General features: G+C 64.1%; 18 protein-coding genes and 4 tRNA genes. 9 read left to right on the top strand and 13 right to left on the bottom strand.

Annotation, left to right across the window (positions count from 1 at the left end; genetic code table 11):
• The first annotated feature begins 27 nt into the window (after positions 1 to 27).
• Entirely contained in the window at positions 28 to 363 is a 336-nt protein-coding gene (locus HYZ11_02940; GenBank protein MBI3126541.1) for a carboxymuconolactone decarboxylase family protein, read from the top strand.
• A gap of 1 nt (position 364) precedes the next feature.
• Here the strand turns inward: HYZ11_02940 and HYZ11_02935 are convergent, their stop codons facing one another.
• Entirely contained in the window at positions 365 to 640 is a 276-nt protein-coding gene (locus tag HYZ11_02935) for a hypothetical protein (GenBank protein MBI3126540.1), read from the bottom strand.
• A gap of 15 nt (positions 641 to 655) precedes the next feature.
• Positions 656 to 934 (bottom strand): hypothetical protein, encoded by a 279-nt coding sequence (locus HYZ11_02930; GenBank protein ID MBI3126539.1) that lies wholly within the window; start codon positions 932 to 934, stop codon positions 656 to 658.
• A gap of 262 nt (positions 935 to 1,196) precedes the next feature.
• Between HYZ11_02930 and HYZ11_02925 the strand changes: the two genes are divergently transcribed.
• The gene (locus tag HYZ11_02925) at positions 1,197 to 1,658 is read left to right on the top strand and encodes an OsmC family protein (GenBank protein MBI3126538.1); all 462 of its coding nucleotides are present in this window, start codon (positions 1,197 to 1,199) and stop codon (positions 1,656 to 1,658) included.
• A gap of 533 nt (positions 1,659 to 2,191) precedes the next feature.
• Here HYZ11_02925 and HYZ11_02920 read toward each other — a convergent pair.
• The 4 genes from HYZ11_02920 to HYZ11_02905 form a co-directional block, all read right to left on the bottom strand.
• Positions 2,192 to 2,608, bottom strand: a complete 417-nt coding sequence (locus HYZ11_02920; protein ID MBI3126537.1) for a PIN domain-containing protein — start codon at positions 2,606 to 2,608, stop codon at positions 2,192 to 2,194.
• The gene (locus HYZ11_02915; protein MBI3126536.1) at positions 2,605 to 3,159 is read right to left on the bottom strand and encodes a hypothetical protein; all 555 of its coding nucleotides are present in this window, start codon (positions 3,157 to 3,159) and stop codon (positions 2,605 to 2,607) included. The genes HYZ11_02920 and HYZ11_02915 overlap by 4 nt, the downstream gene beginning before the upstream one ends.
• A 216-nt stretch (positions 3,160 to 3,375) precedes the next feature.
• Positions 3,376 to 4,488, bottom strand: a complete 1,113-nt coding sequence (locus HYZ11_02910) for a permease (GenBank protein ID MBI3126535.1) — start codon at positions 4,486 to 4,488, stop codon at positions 3,376 to 3,378.
• 111 nt (positions 4,489 to 4,599) lie between these two features.
• Positions 4,600 to 5,145 (bottom strand): MarR family transcriptional regulator, encoded by a 546-nt coding sequence (locus HYZ11_02905; GenBank protein ID MBI3126534.1) that lies wholly within the window; start codon positions 5,143 to 5,145, stop codon positions 4,600 to 4,602.
• A 358-nt stretch (positions 5,146 to 5,503) separates the two neighbouring features.
• Here HYZ11_02905 and HYZ11_02900 point away from each other — a divergent pair, with 358 nt between their 5' ends.
• From HYZ11_02900 to HYZ11_02875, 6 genes are all read left to right on the top strand, one after another.
• Complete coding sequence (locus HYZ11_02900; GenBank protein ID MBI3126533.1) at positions 5,504 to 6,391, top strand: hypothetical protein; 888 nt, start codon at positions 5,504 to 5,506, stop codon at positions 6,389 to 6,391.
• Complete coding sequence (locus HYZ11_02895) at positions 6,392 to 7,153, top strand: sulfite exporter TauE/SafE family protein (GenBank protein MBI3126532.1); 762 nt, start codon at positions 6,392 to 6,394, stop codon at positions 7,151 to 7,153.
• Positions 7,154 to 7,554: 401 nt separating this feature from the next.
• A tRNA-Arg gene (locus tag HYZ11_02890) sits at positions 7,555 to 7,631 on the top strand.
• Between the two features lie 15 nt (positions 7,632 to 7,646).
• Positions 7,647 to 7,722, top strand: a tRNA-His gene (locus HYZ11_02885).
• A 46-nt stretch (positions 7,723 to 7,768) separates the two neighbouring features.
• Positions 7,769 to 7,845: transfer RNA gene (locus HYZ11_02880), tRNA-Arg, on the top strand.
• 50 nt (positions 7,846 to 7,895) lie between these two features.
• A tRNA-Lys gene (locus HYZ11_02875) sits at positions 7,896 to 7,971 on the top strand.
• A gap of 49 nt (positions 7,972 to 8,020) precedes the next feature.
• On the opposite strand, the gene HYZ11_02870 is transcribed toward HYZ11_02875, so the two are convergent.
• From HYZ11_02870 to HYZ11_02860, 3 genes are all read right to left on the bottom strand, one after another.
• Positions 8,021 to 11,713, bottom strand: coding sequence for a DEAD/DEAH box helicase (locus HYZ11_02870; GenBank protein MBI3126531.1), 3,693 nt, complete (start codon positions 11,711 to 11,713; stop codon positions 8,021 to 8,023).
• Between the two features lie 181 nt (positions 11,714 to 11,894).
• Positions 11,895 to 12,383 carry a recombinase family protein gene (locus HYZ11_02865; GenBank protein MBI3126530.1) on the bottom strand — a complete coding sequence of 163 codons (489 nt, stop codon included), beginning with the start codon at positions 12,381 to 12,383 and terminating at the stop codon, positions 11,895 to 11,897.
• Positions 12,384 to 12,581: 198 nt separating this feature from the next.
• Positions 12,582 to 13,256 carry a recombinase family protein gene (locus HYZ11_02860; protein MBI3126529.1) on the bottom strand — a complete coding sequence of 225 codons (675 nt, stop codon included), beginning with the start codon at positions 13,254 to 13,256 and terminating at the stop codon, positions 12,582 to 12,584.
• Between the two features lie 400 nt (positions 13,257 to 13,656).
• On the opposite strand from HYZ11_02860, the gene HYZ11_02855 reads away from it, so the two are divergent.
• Positions 13,657 to 14,637 (top strand): SDR family NAD(P)-dependent oxidoreductase, encoded by a 981-nt coding sequence (locus tag HYZ11_02855; GenBank protein ID MBI3126528.1) that lies wholly within the window; start codon positions 13,657 to 13,659, stop codon positions 14,635 to 14,637.
• Positions 14,638 to 14,990: 353 nt separating this feature from the next.
• Here the strand turns inward: HYZ11_02855 and HYZ11_02850 are convergent, their stop codons facing one another.
• The 4 genes from HYZ11_02850 to HYZ11_02835 are packed head-to-tail and all read right to left on the bottom strand — an operon-like array spanning position 14,991 to position 17,689.
• Positions 14,991 to 15,767 (bottom strand): cyclase family protein, encoded by a 777-nt coding sequence (locus HYZ11_02850; protein MBI3126527.1) that lies wholly within the window; start codon positions 15,765 to 15,767, stop codon positions 14,991 to 14,993.
• Between the two features lie 28 nt (positions 15,768 to 15,795).
• Positions 15,796 to 16,545 carry a 3-oxoacyl-ACP reductase FabG gene (locus HYZ11_02845; protein MBI3126526.1) on the bottom strand — a complete coding sequence of 250 codons (750 nt, stop codon included), beginning with the start codon at positions 16,543 to 16,545 and terminating at the stop codon, positions 15,796 to 15,798.
• 18 nt (positions 16,546 to 16,563) lie between these two features.
• A complete protein-coding gene (locus tag HYZ11_02840) occupies positions 16,564 to 17,340 on the bottom strand; it encodes an SDR family oxidoreductase (GenBank protein MBI3126525.1) in 777 nt (258 codons plus the stop codon).
• 37 nt (positions 17,341 to 17,377) lie between these two features.
• Positions 17,378 to 17,689, bottom strand: coding sequence for a hypothetical protein (locus HYZ11_02835; protein ID MBI3126524.1), 312 nt, complete (start codon positions 17,687 to 17,689; stop codon positions 17,378 to 17,380).
• Between the last annotated feature and the right edge of the window lie 44 nt (positions 17,690 to 17,733).

The raw sequence follows: 17,733 nt of genomic DNA, 5'->3' as shown, positions 1-17,733 counted from the left end.
GTCCAGGCCATCGGCTCGGACGGCTACATGGATTCGCCCCTGCTCACCCCCCGCGAGAAGGCGGCCGTGCTCTGGGCCGAGCACGTCACCCGGAACACGGCGCGGGAGCGGGACGACGTCTACGAGGCGGCGCGGGAGCATTTCTCCGAGGCCGAGCTCGTCGAGCTCACCCTCATGGCGGGCTTCTTCAACATGTTCAACCGCTTCATGGACTCGCTGCGGATCCCCCTCGAGAGCGAGGGCGAGGTGAACAAGATCAAGCGCTCCGTCCGGCTCGACCCGGGCACCGTCAAGCGCTACCTGGAGGATGCCGTCGCCGCCTGGCCGCAGGAGTTCCCGCGGCCCGACGCCTTGGCGCCCTGAGCTAGGCCGCCGCCTCCTTGAGGCACTCCCGGCCGCAGCCGCGGCGCTCGGGCCAGCGGCGGCAGTCCAGGAGCCGGATCTCGGGCTCCCCGAACAGCGCGGTGCGGGCCGCGCGCCCGGCGTCGAGCTGGATGGAGGCCTTCTCCCCCGTCTCCGGGCAGATCACTTGGCGCCTGGACCGGAAGCGGCCGTAGACGTGCGCGGCGGCGGGGGCGAGGACGTAGATTCCGCCCAGCGCAACGATGGAGAAGACGAGCCACAGCGGATTCGCGAACATGACGGGCCTCCCTCGTCAGAGCAGGCGGCCGATGCACTCCCGCCTGCAGTCCTTCTCCCCGTTCCACCACCGGGCGCAGTCCTTCACCCGGAGCTCGGGCGCGCCCGAGAAGATCACCTTGCGCGCCGCGCGCGCCGCGTCGATCTGCACCGGGACGCGCTCTCCCGTCGCGGGGCAGACGAGCCGGCGGGGGCGGCGGAAGCGGCCGTACACCGAGGCCGCGTAGGGAAGCTGCGGGTAGTAGATCGAGAACGCCACCAAGAAAAGAATGAGGCCCATCACCAGCCATTCCATAGGGATTCCTCCCGCGGCGCGCGCCATAAACCGGATTTAAAAATCCGAATCCAATATACACCCTTTCCGGCCTCCCGGGCACCCCCCGGTGGGGCGGAATGCCCCTCCCGTGGCCCAAATGCCCGCCGCGAAGGGGCGCTGAATTCATAAGTCATTTAAAAACAATCATCTTATCCAAGGGCACGGATTTTGGAAGATATGGTCTGGAAGGGCCCGGCGCCGGGTGCGGGCCCTGCCGCGACGGGGAGGTGGGAAGGTGCAAATGCGTCCGAAGGAATACCGCTACAAGGTGGGGGTCATCTGGGAGTCCGAGCGCCAGGGCTTTCTCAGCGCCGGGGGCAAGCCCGCCATCCGGGTCGCCACCCCGCCCGAGTTCAAGGGCCACGAGGGCGTCTGGAGCCCCGAGGACCTCTTCGTCGCCGCCCAGGCCAGCTGCTTCATGATGACCTTCCTCGGCACCGCCTACCACCGGGGCCTCAAGTTCCAGGCCTTCGAGGCCGAGGCCGAGGGCACCCTCGCCCGCCCCGAGGGTGAGTTCCTCTTCACCGAGATCCTCATCAAGGCCCGCGTCGCCCTGCCCCCGGACGGCGACCGCGCCCTCGCCCAGGAGATCCTCTCCTTCGCCGAGAAGGACTGCCTCGTCACCCACTCCATCGTCTCCCGCGTGCGGGTCGAGGCCATGATCCTCCTCCTCACCCCGGGCGCCTCCGCCCCCGCCGCCTGAGCCTCCCGTGGCCTGCGAGGACCCCGGCTGCGCCTACTGCCCCGGCGCCCTCCAGCTGGCCGACACCTACTTCAGCCGCGTCTGGGGTCCCCTCAAGCCCGGGAAGCTCCCCAGCAAGCTTCGGGAGAAGCGGGAGGGCTGACCCAAAGCCCCCGGCCGCCGGACCCCTCTTTAGACGGCTTTTTTCCCTCAATTTCCCTCAATATCCGCGACGGCCGCTCCGGCGGCCGGCCATCCTCCCCCCCCCTCTTTTGACCCTCTTTTCCCGTTGCTTCGCGTTACTAAGCGTTACTCCCCCCTATCCTCCTCCCCGGGCGCCTCCCTCCAGCCGGGCAGCCGGGGCGCGCGCCGGGCGCGCCCGGCGGGGGCGCGGCTCCGTCCGGGCCAATGTACGCCCCGGGGCGGTGAGGGCCGCTACCGCAATTTCGTCCATTTTCGCGCACGTTCATGGCTGGGGGGAATTTCTTGGGGGGCACCAAATTCCCCCTCTCCAGAGGGAGTGAGGGGAAAAGGGGACAGAGAAGAGCCAAGTTTCAGACTTTTCTTATCAGTACCGTAAAACCTTCCTGCTCAAAGTGATGGTCGCCCGTAAGGATTTCCAGCAGCCCTTCTTTCCACATGACACTCATCGAAATGCAGTCGGTCAGGCTATATTCCTTGTCCGGCCGATTCTTGAAAAGCTCCAGTCCGTTCATGAATGAATCCCTCGACTGGGGAACGACCACTACATCAGGGTCTTTCAGAATAGTTTGAACCATTTTCACCGCCTGCCTTCGAAGATATTCTCCTTTGGAAGAAAGGGCATTTAGAAATTCGACAAGCACTTCGTCCGTCGTCACAATTTGAACTTCGCCCAAATCCTCCCTCGCCTTTTTCGCAGCTTCATGCCCTTGATCCCTCGGGTGGACGCGGGCAATCCAGTAGAAGGAGTCCGCAAAAACCATCTTCATTTCTTGGCAGTGCCATACAGATAATGATCCAGATTGGTGCTCAAGTCCCTCGGAAGCTTATCCCATTCTTCCTGGGGAATTTCTCTAGCCAAAGCGTCCAATTCTTCCTCAATCGAAGGTGGCGGCGCATCCTTCCCACTCAGCAACCCAAGAATTTCATCTCGGAAATCGTTGAGGTCCCGGCATGTGGAACCGCGCACATTCAACCGCTTCAGAAAATTCTCGGTTAATCCTGAACGGGGATATTCTTTAATCTGGCCATTCTTTCGTCGCACGTACTTAACAAGCCGTTGGTTCGCCAGGTCGAATTGTTCACCCGCTTTATCGTCATAGATTTCGGCAGAGCCTGCGGTGGCAATTGCAATGTATTCAGGGCATGGAACAACAATTTTGTCGCCCTTCTTGATGCTTTTGAATCTTTTCACCTCTTCCTTTTTTCTTCCCACAACTCTAGGGTCATAACTCGCATCATGGCGATATTCGCCCTGAACTTTACCTATCAACTTTTCAAGATCGTCATATTGACTGAAATTCACGCGGCTCCAGCCCACGGCAACTACGCTCTTTGAAAAGAATAGTTCTAGCACAGTCGGGCTTTGATCCATGGGACGGACCATGTAATAGGTACACTGAGAAGTTTTCATTGTCCTTCCACTCTGTCGGAAAGGGAATGCATCTCACCGCATTGCGACGATTTTCGGATTTCTTCCCCGCGCATGTCTCTATAAAATCTCGCCTCTATCATATCATTCAGCTAAGGACAATCCCTACCCCATCATCCACTGGAAGGCGTACCCCGCCGCGAGGGAGCCCAGGATGCCCGAGCCCAGGTAGAGGGCGAAGGCGCGCCCGCGCACCAGGGCCAGGACGGCGCCCACGGCGCAGACGGTGGTGACGGGCCCGGCGACGAGGAAGGCCATGGCGGCGCCCGGGCTCATGCCCCCCTCGAGGAGGCCGCCCACGATGGGGATGGCGGCCACGCCCGAGACGTAGAGGGGGATGCCCACGGCGGTGGCCAGGGGGATGCTCCAGGGGCTCGACCCGCCCAGGAGGGCCTGGATCCAGGCCGGGTCCACGTAGTGGGTGGTCAGGGCCTCGAGGAGGAAGGCCAGGGCCAGCCACTTCCCGAGGAAGAGGGCGGACGCGGCGGCTTGGCGGACGAAGGGGGAGAGGGCGGGGGCCATGCCGCCCGGCCCGCCTTGTAGGGGCGTATTGCGATACGCCCCTGCGCTGGCCGCACCTTGATCAGGGGGAGAAGGGGAGGCGGCGCCGCAGCAGGCGCCCGCGCCGCCCAGGGGCTTGATCTGGCCGGCGAGGAGGCCCCGGCGGACGGCGAACCGGGCCGCGAGGCCCGCCCCCGCGCCGATGGCCACGGCCGAGGCCAGGTTCATCAGGGCGTAGGGGAGGCCGAGCACCCCGGCCATCAGGGTGAACTTCTCGGGGCTCATGACGGGGGCGCTGATCCAGAAGGCCATGACGGGCCCCAGGGGGACGCCCCCCGCGAGCAGGGCCGCGATGGCCGGGATGACCCCGCACGAGCAGAGGGGCACCACGGCGCCCACGGCGGCCGCCCCCAGGATGGCGGGGACCTCCCCGCGCCGGAAGAGGATCTGGACGCGCTCCGCCAGACCGGAGGTCGTCGCCCAGGCGGAGATGAGCACGCTCGCGGCGAAGTAGGGGAGGATTTTCCAAAAAGCGTCGGCGGCGAAGAGGAGGTTGCGCAGGGCCTCGCCCGCCATCCTTCCGGGCGTCAGCCCCATCCCGAGCCCCAGGCCGAAGAGCCCGGCGCCCGCGAGGAGGGCGAGCGCCAGCCAGGCGCGCGGGCGGCCGGGGGCGGCCCCGATGCGTGTCCAGCGGCTGGCCGCAGGGGCGTATTGCAATACGCCCCTGCCCGCAGGCGTGCCACAAGCATCCTCCCGGGGAGCCTTGCGTGCCTCTGTGGTTTCGGCGCGAAGCAGGGGCAGGGACTCGCGGGCGGGCATGGGCGCTCCTTACTCCGCTTCTTCCACGGGGGCGGGGGATTCGGGCAGGCAGCAGGGGCCGGCGGGGGCGAAGAGGGTGTCCGCCTCCTGGGCCAGCCGCTCGATCGCCCAGACGATGGGCTCCCGGTCCTCCGCCGGGAGGCGCGAGAGCAGGGCGCGCTCCCGCTCGGCGCACTCGGCCGTGATCTCGTGGCGGAGGGCGATGCCCCGGGGGGTGGGCATGAGGCAGCACACCCGCCGGTCGCCGGGGCGCATCCGGCGCTCGAGGAGGCCGCGCTCGACGAGGGGCTCGGCGCAGCGGGTGGCCCCGCCGGGGGTGACCCCCAGGCGCTGGGCGATGATCCCCATGGGGAGCCCCCCGCCCCCGCCCTCCTCGCAGATGAGGCGCAGGAGCGCCCACTGGTTGTAGGTCAGCTCGCGGCAGCAGATGGCGTCGCGGTCGGCGGGCCGGCGCCGGTCGGCGAGGAGATCCAGGGCGCTCTTCAGGCGCATGCCCAGGGCGTCCCGCTCCGCCAGGGCGGCCTTTCCTTTCCCGTTGCCTTTGCTCCCCGCCATGCTTGAACCTCCGAATATTTCGGGCCGGAAATATTTGACCAGTTCAAGTATAAGGGGGCCCACCCCTCCCGTCAACCCCCGCGGGGCGGCTGCGGGCGGTAGTTTGACGGTTCTGATGTCATTCCGAGCGCAGCGAGGAATCTGCTTTTACTTTCAAAGAAAAAGCAGATTCCTCGGTCGCCCTCTCTTCGGGTCCCCAGGCGGCGAGCCGCCTGGGCGGGCTCCCTCGGAATGACAGGGCGCGCTACAAATTAGGACATTGCCCCTGCGGGGTTGTGGCGCCGGGGAGGGGGGCCTATACTCGGAAAACTGAACGCGCGCGCGCTTTTTCCCGTCGCCGAGGCCGAGGAAGGTATCCATGGACGAAGCCCCGCTCGCCCAGGTTTCCGGCGCCACCGGGCGCGCCTCCGAAATCCTGGAGGACGCCCGCCGAATCCTGCGGGTGACCGACGCGGGCCTGCTCTTCCCGGCCCTGGCCGCCCACGAGGGCTACCTCGCGGCCGCCTGGGAGGCCCTGAGGCCGAACGCCTCCATCGCCTACTTCGAGCGCTGCGCCGACAGCCTGCGGATGCGGATGGCCCCCCCCATGCCCCCCGACGTGCCCGAGCACGCCGAGGCGCTCGAGGAACTGGGCTATTCCGGGGAGCGCATCGCGGAGATCGACGGCGTCCTCGACGCCTGCAACTACGCCAGCCCGAAAATCCTCATCCTCGCCGCGGCGCTCAAGGGGGCGCTCAACGGGGTCCGGATGGGCGGGGTGAAGCCGGGCCACGCGGGGGACCTCGACCCCCTCCCCCAGGGCCCGCCGCGCTCGATGCGGCCGCTCCGGCTCGCGGACCCCGGGCGGGCCGAGGGCCGGGCGCGGGCGGTCTTCGACGAGATCCGCCGCCTCTCCCCGGGCGGGGCGGTCGACGCCGCCTGGCGCGCGCTGGGGAGCCATCCGGAGTACCTGGAGATGGCCTGGGCCTTCGTCCGGGAGGAGAGCCGGAAGAAGGGCTTCGAGATCACCGTCAGCCTCGCCCAGGGGGCCGCGGCCGCGGCGGCCCAGGAGTTCCCCCACCCGGTCGCGCTGGACCGCGGGCGGGTGCGCGCGCTGGGGCTGGGCGATTCGGAAGCGGACGCCATCGACCGCGGGCTGGACGCGCTCATCCACCTCGTCCCCCGCACGCACGGCGCCCTCGTGCTCCTGAAGGCCGCCCTCGCCGGGGAGGGCAAGGCGCGGCGCAAGCCCTTCGAGGGGGAGTGAGTGACCGAGTGGCAGGCGGCCCTGGCGGCGCTGGTCCTCTTCGCCGCCGGGATGATCAAGGGCATCATCGGCTTCGCGCTCCCGCTGATCGGGGTGCCCTTCCTCTCCATCTTCCTCAGCCCGCGCGAAGCCGTCATCATCATGTCCATCCCCGTGTTCCTCACGAACTGGGCCAACGCCCAGTACGACTGGCGCCAGTGGCGCCACCTGAGGGAGATCGTCCCCTTCATCGCGGCGGGCATCGCGGCGGTGCCGGTCGGCGTCTACGTGCTCCGCTGGGCGGACCCCGAGCTCATCCGCCTGCTGATGGGGCTGGCGGTGTACTTCTATCTGGCCTCGCGGCGCTTCTTCCCGCCCGCCGAGGGTCTCTCGCGCGCCTCGCGCTGGGGCGTGGGGGGCGCGCTGGGGGCGCTGGCCGGCTTCATGACCGGGGTGGCGAGCGTGCCGGGGCCGGTGAGCATCGTGTACTTCTCGATGTTCACCTGGCCGAAGGAGGTGTTCATCTTCCTGATGAACGCGTTCAACACCGTCGTCTCGGGGGTGCTCCTCTCCTCGCTCGCGCAGCAGGGCGCCTTCACCTGGCCGCTCCTCCAATGGGCCGGTCTCCTGCTCGTCCCCATCTTCGCCGGGCTGTGGGCGGGCATCCGCCTGCGGGACCGGCTCGACCAGAAGCTCTTCTACCGCGCGGTGCGGATTGCGCTCTTTTGGGTGGCGACGAGCCTCGTGGTGCGCTCGGGATGGAAATTCCTGCTCTCCCGGTGATTTTTCCGGGGGTATAGACCTGAGAAACCTTCGGGATTCATTCGCTTTCCCGGGTGATCACCCAAAAAACAAGCTAGACAATCTTGCTGAGGGCGATATACTGGATACATACCAGACGTACGGGGGGAGGATGGGGGGCTCCATGATGGGGCGGGGCCCGGAGGCCCCCCTCGTGCGAACGGTCCGCCGGCTCCTCCCGATCCCCTGAATCCCGCGAATGGTTTTCCGGAGAAAACGGCCCGCCGGGGTTGATCTTCCCCGCGGCGTGGGGTAGCTTCCACTGCCTTGCCGGGGGGCGGGGGGCGCGTTGTTGACACGCCCCCGCACGGGTGTGAAGATTCCGGCGCCCTCCGGCGGGGAGCGCCTCCTTCCGGCCGGAGCCGGACTTGCGAACACCGGGAGCGCCCGTAGCTCAGCCGGATAGAGCAACGGACTTCTAATCCGTAGGTCGCAGGTTCGAATCCTGCCGGGCGCGCCAAACGCATATCGCACGGTGGGTGTAGCTCAGCGGTTAGAGCGCCGGGTTGTGGCCCCGGAGGCCGGGGGTTCAAATCCCCTCACTCACCCCATTCTTTCCCCGGGGACGCCCGGGCGAGAGCTCCCGCCGGGCCGGGGGCGCCCGTAGCTCAACTGGACAGAGCGTCGGACTTCGGATCCGAAGGCTGTAGGTTCGAGTCCTACCGGGCGCGCCAGCGGCGGAACGACGACAGGCAGCGACGAGCGCCCTTCCGGGCGCTTCCATGGGCCGCTAGCTCAACTGGCAGAGCAACGGACTCTTAATCCGTCGGTTGAAGGTTCGATTCCTTCGCGGCCCACCATGGACTCCTCCGGACGCCGGGCGCGCGAGCGCCCGGCGTTGTTTTGTTGTCAATCGGACCATCCTTTGGATGTGCGTTTTCCTAAGACAACATTACCAATAATGGATTTATCCTCGATTGCGTATATGAAACCAGAATGTTGAATTTTAAAGCCCAGCAAAGTTCGAACCTCGCAGCATACAGCGAGATGTCGTTTGCCCGGTGAATAAACCGTAGCCTCAATTCGGCAGCGATTCTTTCCGAGGATTGTTCCTATTTTCGCCGCCATGTCATCCCAAATATTGGTTGCGTCTGCAGTTCTCCTGATGCCACTGAGGAGCTCGACAAGCGGCTGGAGTTTTGGCTTGTTACTTGATGTTGCAAACTCGATGTGGATAGGCAGGCCGGTTAGCTCGCATAGCCGAAGGTCATCTATGTGGGATTTGCGACCGCTCCAGAAACACGGTTTAGCCTCAAGGGGGGAGCAAAAATTTCCTGCCATCGATCGTATTGTAACTCTTTCTAAAATACGTGCCCCCGACAAAGAGCTGGTCACCAGGAATCGTTGTAGCGCTTTTTCCCCACTCGCTGAGCATCGTTCAAGCTCGGATGAGAGCACCCGTTTCCGCGTGATCGCACATTCTTCCAAAATTCCCGGTCTTACATATTTGCCGGTTACCTCGCATTTCTCTGCCTCTAGCACCATTAGGGGTTGTCGAGTCTCGTGGCAGAATACGAATTCAGACTTGTGCCCTGTTTTTCCTGAAAGGCCAGAACTCAATTGTTCATCCGAGCGATAACGTTTGCCTGACATCTGACTGACAGCAAGTTCGGTGTTCAGGACTTCGGCATTTGTAAACTCACACCGACCGAAATGATTGGGTTCGGCTCTCTTTCCACTTTGTGCTGAAGTTTTCAGGAAATTGCTTGCAACATGAAGGCCGGTCACAGCGGAAATTTCCACCTCGTCTTTTAGGACAAGTTTTCCACTGAAATGGCAACGCAGGGTATATTCGGGCAAGGCAAGTCTATGACTTACTTCTGATTGAACAAGGAAATTCGGCAGAGCCATCCGCTTTGAGATTTCACATTGTTTTAGACAAGTCTGGGGAACGTTCTTGCCTGAACGCTCACACAGAGCCAATTCAGGCTTGTCCAGTATTTTCTGGAGATGAGGGTCGACCGTTAATATGGTCGAAAATTCAATTCCAGGGTCAATCTTAAATTTAATTTTTAGTTTTAGTTGCCGATGCAAGTTCCCTTCGAGAGCGACGAGCGTCATTTCAAGTCGGGGAGTAAAGTCATCCTCAAGTTTTTTCCGCTTTCGCTCATCACCTTCTGCAGCTTTGATTTCTTCCGCCCGTCTTTCTAAATAAAATCTGCGAAATTCACTAATTCCCTCATCAAGTTTGGCGGCATCGGCCAATCTGTCAAGGTTAACTCCGATAGAGGCGGGTTCATCAATAGTGGAGGGCAATGGGTCTAGGCCCGGTCGGCCTGTTCGGATTTGATGCTCGGTTGGGGAACAAGGAATCTCAACGAGACGCTCGTAGCTGTCATGCGCCACGGTGGCTCGGACGCGGACCAAGGCTTTGCCTTCGAAAACGCGAAGTACTTCGGCGACTCCAGCGGTATCGGGGGATCCTCCGAACGTTTTTGCCCAGGAACGGATGAGCTCCGCACTTACCTTGCGAGGGTCCTGGTCGACATCCTTAATGTCATGAATGCCTGTCGCAATAATCCGCTCTACCAAACGGGTAAAAGCGGGGGTACTAGGCGCATATAGGGTGCTCCTGATTCCTGTTTCGGAGATTTCGTTGAATCGAATGTATTCCCGTCTCCCGTCTTCTTCCATGAAATATAAGTCAGGAGATTTTGGTGTGATGCGGGCACCTAAAATGCCTAAAGCCGCCAAGGCAAATTCCTTTGGCTCCATGGAGCGTGTAGTGCTCGGCAAAGTGGGAGTGCGAGGACCGACATATCCAGTGCCATCCATTCCGCCCAGCAAGGAATTGATGTTCTCTTCTTCAAGTTCCAACGTTTTTCTTGCTTCGGAGATACTTTCCTCTTCTTTGCGCGTCGCCGCCTCCACATCCTTTCCCGCAAGCGCAGCGATGACAAGTTGCCGGATCTTCTCTTCAAAACTAGTCGTCCCGTTGTCGTTGTCTCCGCCGATACCCGATGCTTCGAGCAACGCTTCTATATCGCCAATGGCGTGAGATGCCATTTGGAGTTTTTCCATCAGCCGCCCCACAATATATTCCTCAAAGGTGCCTCGCAGCATCACATTGAAAATACTGACGTTTGCATGTTCGGATGCCAAACGTTGAATCCGGCCGATGCGCTGCTCGACGATCATGGGGTTCCAAGGTAAGTCATAGTTGACCAGCACGTTCGCGACTTGCAAGTTGATGCCCTCGGCGCCTTTTTCGGTGGATATAATGACATGGCAGTTGGGCGGTTTTTTTCGGAAACGTGCGAGGGTGTCCTGGTCCCGCGGACCAGATTCACCGTTAATGGTTCCAACTTTAAGGCCATGTTTCTCTAGAAATGTTTGAATGGTGGTTTGAGTTTCGCGTCGACCAGTAAAAATGACTAATCGCCAGTGCGCTGGATTTTCCTGTCTGAGACCATCGATCAATCTTCCGAGGCCATTGAGCTTGGCGCTGGCCGGCATTTTGACCACAATCTCATTAACCGTTTCCGCGAGTTGGCTTGGAACGGTGCCGTTTCTTGCCATATTCTTCAACTGAGCCAATAGTGCCTCAGGGCTGCTCGTCAAAGCCTGCAAGATTGAAATTTGTGCGAGCTTGTTTTTTAAGCACTGAATTGGTTTTGCAATTGCATCAATTAGCTGAAGCTCCGCCACTGTCGGATCGACCCTATGCATCTGAACAATCCGGTCAGGAAAATACAGTTTTGCGTCGTTGCGCCTAACTCTCGACATATAGCCATAAACAATCGACCGAAATTCATCTTGTGCATGTAATTTTAGACGCCGAGCCTGATCTGAGCCGTCCGCGATAAATCTCCGAGCAAACGTTCCTTCATCACCGAAAGGATTCTGGTGCCCACGCGCAACAGTTAGCAAATCAACCAGCGAATAAAGGTCCCATAGACGATTTTGTATTGGGGTTGCGGTTAGCATTAAGACAAAACGAAATCGTCGTTCCTCTAAGGCCTTCCGAAAGCAAATGGCAACTTTGGGGGGCTTGTCCACGCCATAGAGGTTTCGAAGCTTATGGGCCTCATCCAATACAAGCATTTGGAATCGGTCCTTTGGGATCGATTCCAAATACATTCGCGCTGAATCATACGTTGTGATGATGGCTCCGGTTTCATCAGGGTCGGCCTTGCGAAGATTCTTCCCAGTTATAATGTCGGAGAAAATATTAAATTTTGTCAGCAGTTCTTCTTTCCATTGTGAACCTAGAATTTTAGGGCAGACGATGAGAATTTTCGAAAGACGTGAGCGCGCCATCAATTCACTAATGATTAACCCAGCACTGATCGTCTTGCCAAGGCCGACGTCATCGGCGAGTAATGTGACCGGCAAGCGGCGGCAGAATGTGATTAGATTTGAAACCTGATGATGGTACGGTTCCAGGCGGTTGCGCCAAAGTTGTTCGGACCTAATGTCTTCCCGCTTCTCAATTACTATGGGGTCGACCAAGTCCCATTCGAGGGCTGCCCGGTAAATGCGATATTCTTCGATTCCTGCTTTACGGCGCAGGATTTTCGATTGAAAGGCGGCTGTAGCCATTCTCGTTCCCTCGCCTGACAACTGCGGAAGGCCCGACTAGCGAGGAAAATGCCGAGTTTCAAATGGAATCAATAATGGTCGGGATTTTAATTGGTTTTTGAGAATTTGAAAATGGGAGGCGGGGACACTGGGAGTGTCTTTGGAAGGAGGTTACCGCAGGGAAAGATCGCGGGCCCCGCCCTCAGGAGGCTGGGAGGAGCGGGGCCTCGGGGAGCCTGAGGGCCAGGCGGAGGGGCGCGGGCTTCTCGGGGTGGGGGGCGCGGGCGGCCCGGGCGCGCCGGGCGCGCGAGGCCTCGTCCACCACGGCGTAGAGGCGCGAGGTCATGTCGCCCCGCGTGATCTCCCACCCCAGGTCGAGGAGGAAGAGGGAGGCCCCCCGCCGGCGGAAGTGCGCCAGCACGAGGGGGATCTCGCCCGGCGCCCCGAAGAGGTACTCGGCGCGGCAGGCCACCGCCCGGTCCCCCGGCCCGATGGCGGAGAGGAGGCGCCGGCCCTCGGGACGCTCGCCGAGGGGCTTGCCGAAGGAGGACTCCTTCTCCGGAAACACGTGGTCGAGGGCGAGCCCCCGCCGGGCGGCGTGCCGCTCGAGGTACCGGAGCTGGACCTCCGGCGAGGCGGGGCCGTCCGGGGGGATGTGAGGGGGGACCTTGATGTAGCCATAGAGGGCCATCGTCTTCCCTCCGGCCGGCTGCGGGGACCGCGCCCGCTTTTTGGCGGGTCCGGCCAGGGACGGCTGCCATCCGACTGTATCCGCCCGTCCGCCGCCGGACAATCCAGGGTTCGCCCGAGGGCCTCGGCCCAATATCCCGGCGGCTGGACGGGAGAAGACCTGGGAAGCCGCTCAGGTTTCTCCGGGCTTGGCTCCCGCTCAGGTCGCGGCGGCGTGGGCCGGCCGGCCGGAGCGGACCAGCCGCCCCACCGCCTCGGGCGAGAAGAAAAAGCCCTTGCGCTTCAGGAGGTGGGAGATCTTGCCGCAGGAGAAGCCGCTCTCCCGGAGCACGGCGATCTCGTGGAGGACGGCCTGCTCCCTCCCCACCGGGGCGGGCTGGCTGTCATCCGGCCCGGCCGCGGCGTAGCCGAACGCCCGGGCGGCGCCCCCGAGGTATCCGGCGGCCCGGGCGGCGGGCGCGAGCGGGCGGGTCCGATCCGACTCGATGCGGGCCACCGCGCCGAGGATGGTGAATACCCGGTCGGCCAGGTTTCCTTGCGTGATCTCCCACGCCGGGTCGAGGATGATGAGGGAGGTCTTCCGCCGCCGGAAGCCCTCCAGGGCCGGGAGCACCTCCTCCGCCGAGCCGAACATGTGCTCGAGCCGGCTGGCGATCACCACGTCCCCCTCCTCCAGGACGGAGAGCAGGTTCTTGCCCTGGGGGCGGATCTCGAAGCGCTTGTCGCAGGAGGGCTCCCACTCCGGGAACACCTGGCGGATGCCCCAGCCCCGCCGCATGGCGTAGCGGACGATGGCCCGGATCTGCTTTTCCGCCGAGTCATGCTCCCGGCCCGGGCGCCGGGCGGGTACCTTGATGTATCCGTAGACCGCCATCCGCTTCCTCCGCTGGTTTTCTTTGCCGCCGCCGATTCCTTATTCCCCGGCGAAGCCGCCTTTCGCGCCGCCCTGTGTTACCCGAAAGTTACGCGGGGCGAGGGGACGGAACAATCAAGGGATTTGCTGAATTGCGGCTGGCGAATGCCGGGCGAAGCCGGGGGGCCAAGACAGGAAGCGGAGCATCCGGTGCGTTTCCCCGGCGCGCCCGTTTTCCCCCATGCCCGGCCCGGGGCGAGGCGGCTCCCCGAGGAATCACCCGCGGGAATTCCAGGTTTCCCCTCAGAAGATCGGCCCGGCGGCGCGTGTTACTATTCCGTCAGGTATTCGTTGACGGGCCATTTTGCCGGGACGGGAAAGCGATGATGCCGGCCGGACGGCCGGGAAAGGATTCGTGCCGATGACGCGTGTATTGGTGACGGGCGGGGCGGGATTCATCGGGAGCCACGTATGCGAGGCCTGCCTCGCGGCGGGAGAGGAAGTCGTCGTGGTGGACAACCTCGCCACCGGCTCGGAGGAGAACCTTCCCCCCGAGGTCCGGTTCGTGCGGGGGGACCTGCGCGACCCCGAGCTGGCGGGCTTCTTGATGAAGGAGTTCCGTCCGGACGCCGTGTATCATCTGGCCGCCCAGTCGAGCGTGGTCAAGAGCACCGGCGACCCCACGCTGGACATGAGCGTGAACGTGACCGGGACGCTCCGCATGCTCGAGGCCTGCCGCGCGGCCGACCCCCACCCGGTCTTCATCTACGCTTCGACGGGCGGGGCCATCTACGGCGATCCGGTGATGGCCCCCGTCGGGGAGGACTATCCGGTCGAGCTGCGCTCGCCCTACGGGGCGAGCAAACACGCGGCCGAGCACTACGTCTCGGTCTACGCCAAGCTGTTCGGCTTCCAGGCGGTCTCGCTCCGCTTCGCCAACATCTACGGCCCGCGCCAGCGGGGAGACCTCGAGGCGGGCGTCATCTCCATCTTTTCCCGTCTCCTCGTGGACGGGCGGCCCGTCACCCTCTACGGCAACGGCAAGGCCGCGCGGGACTACGTCTACGTGGCGGACGCGGTGGAGGCCATGCGCCTGGCCGGCCGGCTGGGCGCCCCGGGCGGGGCCTACAACGTCGGCACCGGCGTCGCCACCCGGGTGGAGGAGGTGCTGGGGCTGGTGGCCCGCGCCCTGGGTCGCGAGCCCGTCGAGGTCCGCCGGGAGCCCCTGCGGCCCGGGGAGGTCTTCCACATCAGCCTGGACTCGGCCCGCCTCCAGGCGCAGACGGGCTGGCGCCCGAGCCGCACCCTCGAGGCGGGCATCGCCGCCTTCGCCGAGTGGTTCCTGGGCGCCCAGGCCCTCGCCGGGGCCTCGGCCACCAACGGGCAGAAGCCGGCCAAGTAGGGGAAAGAAGCAGGGGCGGGCCGTTCGGCCCGCCCCTATTTTTTGCGCGGATGGATGCGGCGGTTTCCCCCCGCCCGGGGAGAGGGCGGGAGGGATTCGCAAACAGCCCCGTTTTCTTGCGCGGAGAGACGCCGCGAACCTCCCTCTCCCTCTGGGAGAGGGCCGGGGTGAGGGGATTCAGCGCCCAGGACGGGTTTCCCTCACCCCCATCCCCCCTCTCCCCCCTCCCGAACCGGCGGGCCGGTTCGGGGACCCAGAAAGACGGGGAGAGGGGGGATGGGCATGAAACCCTCATTCGTCCGTCTCGACTTCCAGCTCGAACCGCCGGCTTGGATAGGTGTCCCGCCTCTCCTTCACCCCTCCTCCGGCACGAAGGCCACGGCCCGGATCCAGCTCCCGCTCGCCCGCTCCACCTTGATGGGGAAAAGCGCGATCTTGAAGCCGTGGGGGGGGAGCTGCTCCAGGTTGGCCAGCTTCTCGGCGTGGATGTACTCGCGCTCGCGCGCCAGGAAGTGGGAGGGCCACAGCGAGTGGGGCCGCCCGGACTCGTGGTTGCGCTTCATGAACTTGTAGGGCACGTCGAAGCCCCAGGCGTCGGTGGCCATCACCTTGATGCCCTGCTCGATGAGCCAGAGGGTGGCCTCCCGCGACATCCCCGCGAAGCATTCGAAGAAGTCGGGCTTGCGGTGGTGCTTGTCCGCCCCGGTGCGGATGCAGACGATGTCCCGGGGCTTGAGGGCGTAGCCGATCTTCTTGAGCGCGTCCTGTACGTCCCGCGCCGTGATCTCGTAGCCCGCCGGCTTGTCGTGGAAGTCCAGCACCACCCCGTCCCCGAAGCACCACTCGAGGGGCACCTCGTCGATGCGCTTGGCGGGCCTGCCCTCAGAGAGGGGCCCGTAGTGGTAGGGCGCGTCCAGGTGGGTGGCCGCGTGGGTGGCGACGCGGAGGGTCTCGCTCGAGGTGCCCATGCCGTCCGGCAGGTCGTTCGGGTCGATGCCCATGTTCTTCGCGGCCTGCCGGCCGAACTCCTCGTGCGTCCAGTACATGATCACCTGCTCCTGCGGCTCGAAGGCGCAGTTCATGATGGGGACGCTGAGGTCCACGAGGCGGACCTTGGGCCAGTTCACCATGGGGAAAGTCTCCTGAGGGGGGGAGGCCTCAGCCGCCCATCACGATGCCGCCGTTCACGTCGAGGCAGATGCCGGTGACGAAGGAGGCCTCGTCCGAGGCGAGGAAGAGGGCCGCGTGGGCGATGTCGATGGGCCGCCCGACCCGGCCCAGCGGGATCTGGGCCACGACCTCCTTCTCCCGCGCGGGGAGCCACTCGTCCGTGAGCGGCGTGGCGGTGGGGCCCGGGGCGATGGCGTTCACGGTGATGCCGTGGGGCCCCAGGTTGCGGGCGAGGGCCCGGGTCAGGCCGATGACCCCGGCCTTGGCCGCGGTGTAGGGGAAGCCCGCCGCGACCGAGCCCAGCCTCCACGCCGAGGAGGAGAGGTTCACGATGCGGCCGTACCGCTGGGCCATCATCGGCTCGGAGACGGCGCGGGCGCAGAGGTACTCGCCCTTCAGGTTCACGGAGAGGACGGCGTCCCAGTCTTCCTCCGTGTAGTCGAGGTAGGGCTTCTTGGGCGAGATGCCCGCGTTGTTGACGAGGATGTCGATGCGCCCGAAGGCCCCGAGGCTCTCCCCCACCACCCGGCGGACCTCGGCGCCCTTCGAGACGTCCAGGATCTCGGCCCGGGCCGCGTGGCCTTCCTTTGCCACCTCGGCGCAGAGCGCCTCCAGCAGATCCTTCCTTTGATCGCAGGCGATGACGGAGGCGCCTTCCTTCGCGAAGAGCCTGACGACGGCCTCCCCGATGCCCCTCGCCGCGCCCGTGACCATGGCCACCCGGCCCTTGAGACGCATGATGTGGTCCTTTCCGGCTCAGGACTGGACGAAGCCGCCGTCCACGTTGATGGACTGGCCGGTGATGCCCGCCGCCCCGTCCGAGGCGAGGAGGAGGGCCAGCGGGGCGACCTCTCCCGGGTCGATGAAGCGCTTCATGGGGACGCGCTGGCGCAGCTCCTCCTCCTGCTGCGCGTAGGTCTTGCCCGTCTCGTCGGCCCACTTCTGGATGCTCTCGGTGAACATCTCGGTCGCCACGAAGGTGGGGCAGATGCAGTTGGCGGTGATGCCGAGCGGCGCCACCTCGGCCGAGAGCGACTTCGTGAGGCCGATCACGGCGTGCTTCGAGGCCGCGTAGGCGCTGCGGAAGGGGAGGCCGATCTTCCCCGAGACGGAGGCCACGTTGATGATGCGGCCCCACTTGCGCTCCATCATCGAGGGCAGTACCTCGCGGATGGCGGTGAAGGGTGCCTTGGCGTTGATCTGCATGGTGCGGTTCCACACCTCGTCCGGGAGCTTATGGACGGGCTCGAAGCTGACGATGCCGGCGTTGTTCACCAGGATGCCGATCGGCCCCAGCTCCTTCACCGTGGCGCGGATGGCCTGGATGATGTCGTCGTCCTTCAGTACGTCGCAGCGGCAGACCACGGCCTTGCGGCCCAGCTTCCGCACGTCGGCGGCCACCTTCTCCATCTTCTCGACCGTGCGCGCGGCCAGCGCGACGTCCGCGCCTTCCTGGGCGTAGAGCCGGGCGACGGCCCCCCCGATTCCGCCCGAGGCACCCGTGATGAAGGCGACTTTTCCTTGCAGCTTCATGGCTTCTCCTCGTCAGATGGTGATGCGCGCGTACGGCTCAACGCGCCAGGACGTCCCGCGCGTACTTCCTGAGCTTCTCGGGCGAGACCTTGGTCGAGCGCATGCCCGGCGGCGGCGTCTCGAGGTCGAGCTGGAGCGTGTCGTTCAGCCGGTTCATCAGGTTGAAGTGGCAGACGACCATGGTCAGCTCGATGATCTCCTGGCTGTCGAAATAGGTCTTGAGCTCCTCCCAGCACTTGCGGTCGCGCTTGGCCTCGTTCCGGGTGACGAGCTCGGCCCAGCGCACCACGCACTTCTGCCTCGGCGAGAGGACGGGTGAGCTCTCGAAATCCCCCTCCGCCGCCTTCACCTCCTCCTCCGTCAGCCCGCTGACTTGACCAAGCCGGCGATTGT

Source organism: Candidatus Tectomicrobia bacterium (assembly GCA_016192135.1).
Taxonomy (GTDB): domain Bacteria; phylum UBA8248; class UBA8248; order UBA8248; family UBA8248; genus 2-12-FULL-69-37.
Note: the sequence above shows the minus strand (reverse complement) of the source record. Positions and strands in the feature narration are given on the sequence as shown.